Here is an 8986-nt window from a genome sequence, read left to right as displayed (position 1 = left end):
TCAAGGGCCTGCCGCCCAACCTGCTCAAGGTGCCCACGGGTTGTGCGTTCAACCCGCGCTGCACGATGGCGCAGGACATCTGCCGTACGGACATCCCGGCCCTGCGCCCGGTGACCGAGCAGGACGGCACCGAGCTGGTCGGCCGCGGCAGCGCCTGCCACTTCTGGAAGGAGACGATCCATGGCTGACATCAAGAAGGAGCCCGTGGACGCCACCCCGAGCGTCACCGAAGTGGAGACGGTCGACGCGGCGACGGAGGCGGAGGCCGTCGCAGCCATCGACGCGCCGATCTCGCAGGGCGAGCCGATTCTCCAGGTGCGCAACCTGGTCAAGCACTTCCCGCTGACCCAGGGCATTCTGTTCAAGAAGCAGGTCGGCGCGGTCAAGGCCGTGGACGGGATCTCCTTCGATCTCTACGCGGGCGAGACCCTCGGCATCGTGGGCGAGTCCGGCTGTGGCAAGTCCACGGTCGCCAAGCTCCTGATGACGCTGGAGCGCGCCACCGCCGGTGAGGTCTTCTACAAGGGCCAGGACATCACCAAGCTGTCCGGCCGGGCGCTGAAGGCCGTGCGCCGCAACATCCAGATGGTGTTCCAGGACCCGTACACCTCGCTGAACCCGCGGATGACGGTCGGCGACATCATCGGGGAGACCTTCGAGATCCACCCCGAGGTGGCCCCGAAGGGCGAACGGCGCCGCAAGGTGCAGGACCTGCTGGACGTCGTGGGGCTCAACCCGGAGTACATCAACCGGTACCCGCACCAGTTCTCCGGAGGCCAGCGCCAGCGCATCGGCATCGCCCGCGGCCTCGCGCTCAACCCGGAGATCATCATCTGCGACGAGCCGGTCTCCGCGCTCGACGTGTCGGTGCAGGCGCAGGTCATCAACCTGATGGCGAAGCTGCAGGACGAGTTCAACCTCTCGTACCTCTTCATCGCGCACGACCTGTCGATCGTCCGGCACATCTCCGACCGGGTCGGCGTCATGTACCTCGGCAAGATGGCCGAGATCGGTACGGACGAGCAGATCTACGAGCACCCGACGCACCCCTACACCCAGGCGCTGCTGTCGGCGGTTCCGGTCCCGGACCCGGAGGCCCGTGAGGGCCGTGAGCGGATCATTCTCACCGGTGACGTTCCGTCGCCGGCGAACCCGCCGTCGGGCTGCCGCTTCCGTACCCGTTGCTGGAAGGCCCAGGACAAGTGCGCCACGGAGATGCCGCTGCTGGCGATCCCCGAGCGCTTCCGGTCCGAGGACACTCCGGCCGCGCACGAGTCGGCGTGCCACTTCGCCGAGGAGAAGGACGTCGTGCACGCGGCGTGACCTCCCCGCGCAAGTGATCCACGAGGTGCCCGGTCCCCCTGGGGGGCCGGGCACCTTCGCGTGTGCCCGTACGGGGTAAGCGAACATGCGATAGTCCGTCAAATGGGGTGATATAGGGCATTGAGCTAATCAATGGACTCTAGGAGGCACTTCATGCGCGGAGCCACACAGGCCAGGTGGGCCGCATGTGCGGTGGCTGTCGCCCTGGCAGCGACGGCCTGCGGCGGCGGGGACAGCGGCGGCGGTGGTGGCGCCAATGGGATCGTGAGCTCCTCCTGGGGTGACCCGCAGAATCCGCTGGAGCCCGCGAACACCAACGAGGTGCAGGGCGGCAAGGTCCTCGACATGGTCTTCCGCGGCCTCAAGCGGTACGACCCGAAGACCGGGGCCGCCACCGACATGCTGGCCGAGAAGATCGCGACCACCGACTCGCAGAACTTCACCATCACGGTCAAGGACGGCTGGACGTTCTCCAACGGCGAGAAGATCACCGCCAAGTCCTTCGTCGACGCCTGGAACTACGGCGCCGCGCTGAAGAACAACCAGAAGAACGCCTACTTCTTCCAGTACATCGACGGCTACGACAAGGCCCATCCGGCGAGCGGCAAGGCCGGCACGGACACCCTGGCCGGGCTCAGGATCGTCAACGAGATGACCTTCACCGCCAAGCTCAGCCAGAAGTTCTCGCTGTGGCCGGACACCCTCGGCTACCCGGCCTTCGCCCCGCTGCCCAAGCAGTTCTTCACGGACCACGCGGGCTGGCTCTCCAAGCCCGTGGGCAACGGCCCGTACACCATCGACAAATACGCCAAGGGCTCGTCGATGAACCTGCGCAAGTGGGACAAGTACCCCGGCGACGACAAGGCGCAGAACGGCGGCATCGACCTCAAGGTCTACACCGACAACAACACCGCCTACACCGACCTGACGGCCGGCAACCTCGACCTCGTCGACGACGTGCCCGCCTCCCAGCTCAAGAACGTCAAGGCGGACCTCGGGGGCCGCTACATCAACACCCCGGCCGGGATCATCCAGACCATCGCCTTCCCCTTCTACGAGAAGGCGTGGAACACCCCGGACGGTGCCAAGGTCCGCCAGGGCCTGTCGATGGCGATCAACCGGGAGCAGATCACCAACCAGATCTTCCAGAAGACCCGCACCCCCGCCTCCGACTGGACCTCCCCGGTCCTCGGCGCCGACGGCGGCTTCAAGAAGGGGCTGTGCGGCAAGGAGTGCACGTACGACAAGGCCGCGGCCAAGAAGCTGATCCAGGACGGCGGCGGCATCCCCGGCGGTCAGCTCAAGATCTCGTACAACGCGGACACCGGCTCCCACAAGGAATGGGTCGACGCCGTCTGCAACAGCATCAACAACGTCATGGGCAACAACAAGGCCTGCGTCGGCGGCCCGGTCGGCACCTTCGCCGACTTCCGCAGCCAGGTCTCCCAGCAGAAGCTGTCCGGTGCCTGGCGCGCGGGCTGGCAGATGGACTACCCGCTGATCCAGAACTTCCTCCAGCCGGTGTACTACACCAACGCCCCTTCCAACGACGGCAAGTGGAGCGACAAGAAGTTCGACAACCTGGTCGATCAGGCGAACGCCGAGACGGACAAGGCCAAGGCCGTCTCCACCTTCCAGGACGCGGAGCGGATCCTCGTCCAGCAGATGCCCGTCATCCCGCTCTGGTACCAGAACGGCAGCGCCGGCTACTCCGACCGGGTGTCGAACGTCGCGCTGAACTCGTTCAGCGTCCCGGTCTACGAAGAGATCACGGTCAAGTGACCCACTGACACCGGGTGACGGGGGCGTCCCGAGCGTCCCCGTCGCCCGGCCCAGGGCTTGCCACGGTCCACCTTCTCCGCCCCTTCGCCCCGACCCCCGGAGCCCCTCATGGGACGTTATGTGATCCGGCGGCTGTTGCAGATGATCCCCGTCTTCTTCGGCACCACGCTGTTGATCTTCCTCATGGTGAACGTGATGGGCGACCCCATCGCGGGTCTCTGCGGCGACCGCCAGTGCGACCCCGCCACCGCCGCCCAGCTGCGGTCGGAATTCGGTCTCGACAAGCCGGTCTGGCAGCAATACCTGACGTACATGGGCAATGTCTTCACCGGCGACTTCGGCACCGCGTTCAACGGGCAGCCGGTCACCGAGCTGATGGCCACCGCCTTCCCCATCACCATCCGGCTCACCATCATCGCGATCGCCTTCGAGGTCGTCATCGGCATCAGCCTCGGCGTCGTCACCGGACTGCGCCGCGGCCGGCCCATCGACACCACCGTGCTGATCCTCACCCTGGTCGTCATCTCCATCCCGACCTTCGTCACCGGCCTGCTGCTCCAGCTGCTCCTCGGCGTCGAGTGGGGCATCATCAAGCCGTCCGTGTCACCCGAGGCCCCCGTCAACGAGCTGCTGATCCCCGGACTCGTCCTCGCCTCGGTCTCGCTGGCCTACGTCACCCGGCTCACCCGTACCTCGATCGCCGAGAACGCCCGCGCCGACTACGTACGCACCGCCGTCGCCAAGGGCCTGCCGAGGCGCCGCGTGGTCGTCCGGCATCTGCTGCGCAACTCCCTCATCCCCGTCGTCACCTTCATCGGTACGGACGTGGGCGCCCTGATGGGCGGGGCGATCGTCACCGAGCGGATCTTCAACATCCACGGCGTCGGCTACCAGCTCTACCAGGGCATCCTGCGCCAGAACTCCCAGACCGTCGTCGGGTTCGTCACCGTCCTGGTCCTCGTCTTCCTGGCGGCCAACCTGATCGTCGACCTCCTGTACGCCGTACTCGACCCGAGGATCCGCTATGCCTGAGCCGCAGTCATCGGACGGTGCGATCTCCCCGGCGGGAGCCGGTGGCGCGATGGACCTCGCCCTGGAGGAGGGCACGACCCTGGAGAAGACGCCGGGCGGCCCCGAAGGAACGGGACCGTCCGGCAAACCGCACAGCCTCTGGTCCGACGCGTGGCGCGACCTGCGCCGCAACCCCGTCTTCATCATCTCCGCCCTGGTCATCCTCTTCCTGGTGATCATCTCGATCTGGCCCTCCCTGATCGCCGACGGCGACCCGCTCCAGGCCAACCTCGACGACGCCCAGAAGGGCTCCGAACCCGGCCACCCCTTCGGCTTCGACCCACAGGGCCGCGATGTCTACACCCGGGTCGTCTACGGCACCCGGACCTCCGTCACCGTCGGCGTCTGCGCCACCCTCGGCGTCGCGATCCTGGGCAGTGTGCTCGGCGGCCTGGCCGGCTTCTTCGGGGGCTTCTGGGACGCGATCCTCTCCCGCATCACCGACGTCTTCTTCGGCATCCCGGTGGTCCTCGGCGGGCTCGTCTTCCTCTCCGTCGTCACCAGCTCCACCGTCTGGCCCGTCGTCGGCTTCATCGTCCTGCTGGGCTGGCCGCAGATCGCCCGTATCGCCCGCGGCTCGGTGATCACCGCCAAACAGAACGACTACGTCCAGGCGGCCCGCGCGCTCGGCGCCTCCAACACACGGATGATGCTGCGCCACATCACCCCCAACGCCATCGCCCCGGTCATCGTCGTCGCGACGATCGCCCTGGGGACGTACATCTCGCTGGAGGCGACCCTGTCGTACCTCGGCGTCGGCCTGAAGGACCCCGCGGTGTCCTGGGGCATCGACATCTCCGCCGCGTCCAACTACATCCGCAACGCCCCGCACATGCTGCTCTGGCCCGCCGGAGCGCTGGCGGTCACCGTGCTCGCGTTCATCATGCTCGGCGACGCGGTGCGCGACGCCCTCGACCCCAAGCTGCGCTGAGGAGCCCGTTGCCATGTTGCTCGAAGTGCGCGATCTGCACGTGGAGTTCCACACCCGCGACGGGGTGGCCAAGGCGGTCAATGGGGTCAACTACTCGGTGTCCGAGGGCGAGACGCTCGCCGTGCTGGGCGAGTCGGGCTCCGGCAAGTCGGTCACCGCGCAGGCGATCATGGGCATCCTCGACATGCCGCCCGGGAAGATCAGCGGCGGCGAGATCCTCTTCAAGGACCGCGACCTGCTGAAGCTCAAGCCGGAGGAGCGGCGCAAGATCCGCGGCCAGGAGATGGCCATGATCTTCCAGGACGCGCTGTCCTCGCTGAACCCGGTCCTCACGGTGGGACAGCAGCTCGGCGAGATGTTCGTCGTGCACCGGGGGATGTCCCGCAAGGACGCCAGGGTCCGGTCCATCGAGCTGATGGACCGGGTCCGCATCCCGGCCGCCAAGGAGCGGGTGGGGAACTATCCGCACCAGTTCTCCGGCGGGATGCGCCAGCGCATCATGATCGCCATGGCGATGGCCCTGGAGCCCTCCCTGATCATCGCCGATGAGCCGACCACCGCCCTCGACGTGACCGTGCAGGCCCAGGTGATGGACCTGCTCGCGGAACTCCAGCGCGAGCTGAACATGGGGCTCATCCTGATCACCCACGACCTCGGTGTGGTCGCGGACGTCGCCGACAAGATCGCCGTGATGTACGCGGGCCGGATCGTCGAGACCGCCCCGGTCCACGAGATCTACCGGGCCCCCGCCCACCCGTACACCAAGGGCCTGCTCCGCTCCATCCCGCGCCTGGACCAGAAGGGCCAGGAGCTGTACGCGATCAAGGGACTGCCGCCCAACCTGCTGCACATCCCGCCCGGCTGTGCCTTCAACCCCCGCTGCCCGATGGCCCAGGCCGTGTGCCGCACCGACGAGCCGCCGCTGTACGACGTGGCCGAGCACCGCCAGAGCGCCTGCCACTTCTGGAAGGAGACGCTCGATGCACGCTGACCACTCCGGCGGACGCAAGGAAGCGCGCGAAGAGGGCGAGGTGGCCGCCACCCTGCTGTCCAAGGCGCGGGAGCGGACGGCGTACGCGAACGGCGACCCGATCCTGGAGGTCCGCGACCTCGTCAAGTACTACCCGCTGACCCAGGGCATTCTGTTCAAGAAGCAGGTCGGCGCGGTCAAGGCCGTCGACGGGGTCTCCTTCGACCTGTCGGCGGGCGAGACCCTCGGCATCGTGGGGGAGTCCGGCTGCGGCAAGTCGACCGTCGCCCGGATGCTGGTCCACCTGGAACGGCCGACGGCGGGCGTGATCCGCTACAAGGGCGAGGACATCACCAAGCTGTCCGGCCGGGCGCTGAAGGCCGTGCGCCGCAACATCCAGATGGTGTTCCAGGACCCGTACACCTCGCTGAACCCGCGGATGACGGTCGGCGACATCATCGGGGAGCCGTACGAGATCCACCCCGAGGTCGCGCCCAAGGGCAGCCGGCGCGGCAAGGTGCAGGACCTGCTGGACGTCGTCGGGCTCAACCCGGAGTACATCAACCGCTATCCGCACCAGTTCTCCGGAGGCCAGCGCCAGCGCATCGGCATCGCCCGCGGCCTCGCGCTCAACCCGGAGATCATCGTCGCCGACGAGCCGGTCTCCGCGCTCGACGTGTCGGTGCAGGCGCAGGTGGTCAACCTGCTGGACCGGCTCCAGGCGGAGTTCGACCTCAGCTTCCTGTTCATCGCGCACGACCTGTCGATCGTCCGGCACATCTCCGACCGGGTCGGGGTGATGTACCTGGGGCGGATCATCGAGATCGGCACCGACGAGCAGATCTACGAACACCCCACGCACCCCTACACCCAGGCACTGCTGTCGGCGGTCCCGGTGCCGGACCCGATGGCCCGCGAGTACCGCGAGCGGATCATCCTGCACGGCGATGTGCCCTCACCGGCGCACCCGCCGTCGGGCTGCCGCTTCCGCACCCGCTGCTGGAAGGCGCAGGAGCGGTGCGAGCTGGAGGTGCCGCTGCTGGCGGTCCCGGCGGTGTTCCGGCTGGTGGACACCCCGGCGAAGCACGACTCGGCGTGCCACTTCGCGGAGGAGAAGCGGGTGGTGCCGCCGGGCGGCGGGCCGGACGCCCCGGGGCAGACCCGGGGCCCCGACGTGGAGGCTCCCGGCACAGCGCTCAGGAAGGGCCCGCCGCCGGAGAATTCCGATGAGGAAACCGGCAGGGCAAACCCGTCCGGCGATTGAGGAACAGCGGCCGTGCGCACATCCGACGGACGGTCTTCGACCCGGTCCCGAACCGAATTCCCCGTCAATTCCCCACGGAACAGCGCTTGACCGGGGCAAGGGCGGGCCAGGGCGGACCGGACGGACGCGGAACAGGCGCGGAACAGTCGCGGAACGGGGCTCCGGCCGCTCGGCGCGGCCGGGGAGCCGGGCGACATGAAGCGATAAATGCGCACCAAATTCGTTAACACGGAAGCAACTCGGCTGTCGCGGCCCGGATATACGCACGCCTCAGGATGAACGACGTACGGCCGTGCGGGTGCCGTGAACCGGCCGGGGTGTCGTCATGTCGCCCCGGTCGGTTACCCGTTACCCGCCTTTCCTCCGGATCCGCTTGTTCATCGCCGCGAGGCAGTGGAGTATCGCCGGTGTGACATTCACACGGGGAGCAAGAATCACCGGCGCGGTTCTCTGCGCCGTACTCGCGCTGATCACGGCGGGCTGGATCGTACGGGACCTCAGAGTGACCGGCGGACCGGCCGAACTGTGGGAGTACTGGGCCGGTTACATGGACGCGCGGGCGAAGGGCGTGCCCGCCACCTCGCAGGGCAGCGGAGTGCTGCTCGTGGTCTATGTGCTGGCCGCCGTCGCCGCGCTGCGTTCCTCGATCGCCGCCTCGGTACTGGTCACCACCGGAGTGGCCACCCTGGCCGTGCGCCTCCCCGGGGTCTGGATCACCGGTTCCTCGTGGATGGACGGCAGTTACGCGGACGAGCTGCGCACCCGCGCGATGCTCGGCACCTTCGTGGCGCTGGCCGCCGCGCTCGCGCTCGTCGTCACCGGGGCGGCGGGACGCAGGCCGGCGGACGACGGCGGCGGAGCCCGGCACGTCCGGCCCGGCCGGGGCGCCGGGGTCCTCACCTTCCTGGCGCTGGGCGCCACGGGGGTGTTCTATCTCGCCTGGGAGGTCCGGCAGGCGTTCGTCCTGCCCGACTACCTCTACCCCGCCTGGTACACCGGCGGGGAGCAGATCCGGGTCGTGCTCACCGACGCGCCGCCCGGCTGGAACAGCGTGGCGGTCGCCCTGCTCTGCCTGGTCGCGGCCTTCAGCGCCGTCGTCCGCGCGGTCCACTCCCGGCCGCTCGGCATGATCGCCGCCGGGTTCGTGCTGACCTCCGGGGTCCTGGGCGTCGCCCGCACGGTCCACCACGACCTGCTGGACCGCTTCGCCGACCTGGGGACCGAGTACCAGCTGAACCTGCTGACCCTGTTCTTCTCGGTCCTCGCCGGGGCGGTCACCCTCGTCGCGCTGGGACGCGGGGGCGTCGAGGAGGTCCCCGGCACCGGCGGTCAGGGCTACGGCCCCGGCGGCTGGAGCCAGGGGTGGGGCCCCGCCGCCGGACAGGGCTACGGACAGGGCCCGGGGCAGGGTCAGGGCCCCGGCTACGGCTACCCGCCCGTCCCCGGCCAGGCTCCCGGCTACGGCCCCCCGCAGGGCGGACCCCAGAGCTCCGCACCGGGTGCCCCGCCCGCCGCCCCGCCGGGCGGGGCACCCGGCTTCGGGCCCCCGCCGCCCTCGTCCCCGCCGCCCGGCTGGTGACGGGGCCTCACCGACGGCGGCTCGGCCACCGGGCCTTCGGGGGCCGGGGCGCACGGGGCCGCACCG

At 68.9% G+C, this 8986-nt stretch carries 8 protein-coding genes; all 8 read left to right on the top strand.

What is annotated here, in order from left to right:
- On the top strand, window positions 1-188 hold a 188-nt coding region (locus A6A29_RS46135), incomplete at its 5' end, for an oligopeptide/dipeptide ABC transporter ATP-binding protein (protein ID WP_338012849.1).
- Window positions 181-1323 carry an ABC transporter ATP-binding protein gene (locus tag A6A29_RS01340; RefSeq protein ID WP_073718047.1) on the top strand — a complete coding sequence of 381 codons (1143 nt, stop codon included), beginning with the start codon at window positions 181-183 and terminating at the stop codon, window positions 1321-1323. The genes A6A29_RS46135 and A6A29_RS01340, both read left to right, overlap by 8 nt.
- Window positions 1324-1476: 153 nt before the next feature.
- Window positions 1477-3105, top strand: coding sequence for a peptide ABC transporter substrate-binding protein (locus A6A29_RS01335; protein ID WP_073718046.1), 1629 nt, complete (start codon window positions 1477-1479; stop codon window positions 3103-3105).
- A 108-nt stretch (window positions 3106-3213) separates the two neighbouring features.
- Window positions 3214-4137, top strand: a complete 924-nt coding sequence (locus tag A6A29_RS01330) for an ABC transporter permease (RefSeq protein WP_073718045.1) — start codon at window positions 3214-3216, stop codon at window positions 4135-4137.
- Window positions 4130-5107 carry an ABC transporter permease gene (locus A6A29_RS01325; protein ID WP_073718044.1) on the top strand — a complete coding sequence of 326 codons (978 nt, stop codon included), beginning with the start codon at window positions 4130-4132 and terminating at the stop codon, window positions 5105-5107. Before A6A29_RS01330 ends, A6A29_RS01325 begins: the two co-directional genes overlap by 8 nt.
- A gap of 13 nt (window positions 5108-5120) precedes the next feature.
- Window positions 5121-6098, top strand: coding sequence for an ABC transporter ATP-binding protein (locus A6A29_RS01320; protein WP_073718043.1), 978 nt, complete (start codon window positions 5121-5123; stop codon window positions 6096-6098).
- The gene (locus A6A29_RS01315; RefSeq protein WP_073718042.1) at window positions 6088-7341 is read left to right on the top strand and encodes an ABC transporter ATP-binding protein; all 1254 of its coding nucleotides are present in this window, start codon (window positions 6088-6090) and stop codon (window positions 7339-7341) included. The genes A6A29_RS01320 and A6A29_RS01315 overlap by 11 nt, the downstream gene beginning before the upstream one ends.
- A 409-nt stretch (window positions 7342-7750) precedes the next feature.
- Window positions 7751-8920 (top strand): hypothetical protein, encoded by a 1170-nt coding sequence (locus tag A6A29_RS01310; protein WP_073718930.1) that lies wholly within the window; start codon window positions 7751-7753, stop codon window positions 8918-8920.
- Window positions 8921-8986: the final 66 nt, after the last annotated feature.

The sequence above is a fragment of the Streptomyces sp. TSRI0281 genome, from assembly GCF_001905125.1.
GTDB lineage: Bacteria > Actinomycetota > Actinomycetes > Streptomycetales > Streptomycetaceae > Streptomyces.
Note: the sequence above shows the minus strand (reverse complement) of the source record. Positions and strands in the feature narration are given on the sequence as shown.

Excerpts from the sequence above, each read along its gene's own strand:
- A6A29_RS01340 (WP_073718047.1), top strand. The coding sequence starts at position 181 with ATGGCTGACATCAAGAAGGAGCCCGTGGACGCCACCCCGAGCGTCACC.
- A6A29_RS01320 (WP_073718043.1), top strand. The coding sequence starts at position 5,121 with ATGTTGCTCGAAGTGCGCGATCTGCACGTGGAGTTCCACACCCGCGAC.
- A6A29_RS01330 (WP_073718045.1), top strand. The coding sequence starts at position 3,214 with ATGGGACGTTATGTGATCCGGCGGCTGTTGCAGATGATCCCCGTCTTC.
- A6A29_RS01325 (WP_073718044.1), top strand. The coding sequence starts at position 4,130 with ATGCCTGAGCCGCAGTCATCGGACGGTGCGATCTCCCCGGCGGGAGCC.
- A6A29_RS01335 (WP_073718046.1), top strand. The coding sequence starts at position 1,477 with ATGCGCGGAGCCACACAGGCCAGGTGGGCCGCATGTGCGGTGGCTGTC.
- A6A29_RS01315 (WP_073718042.1), top strand. The coding sequence starts at position 6,088 with ATGCACGCTGACCACTCCGGCGGACGCAAGGAAGCGCGCGAAGAGGGC.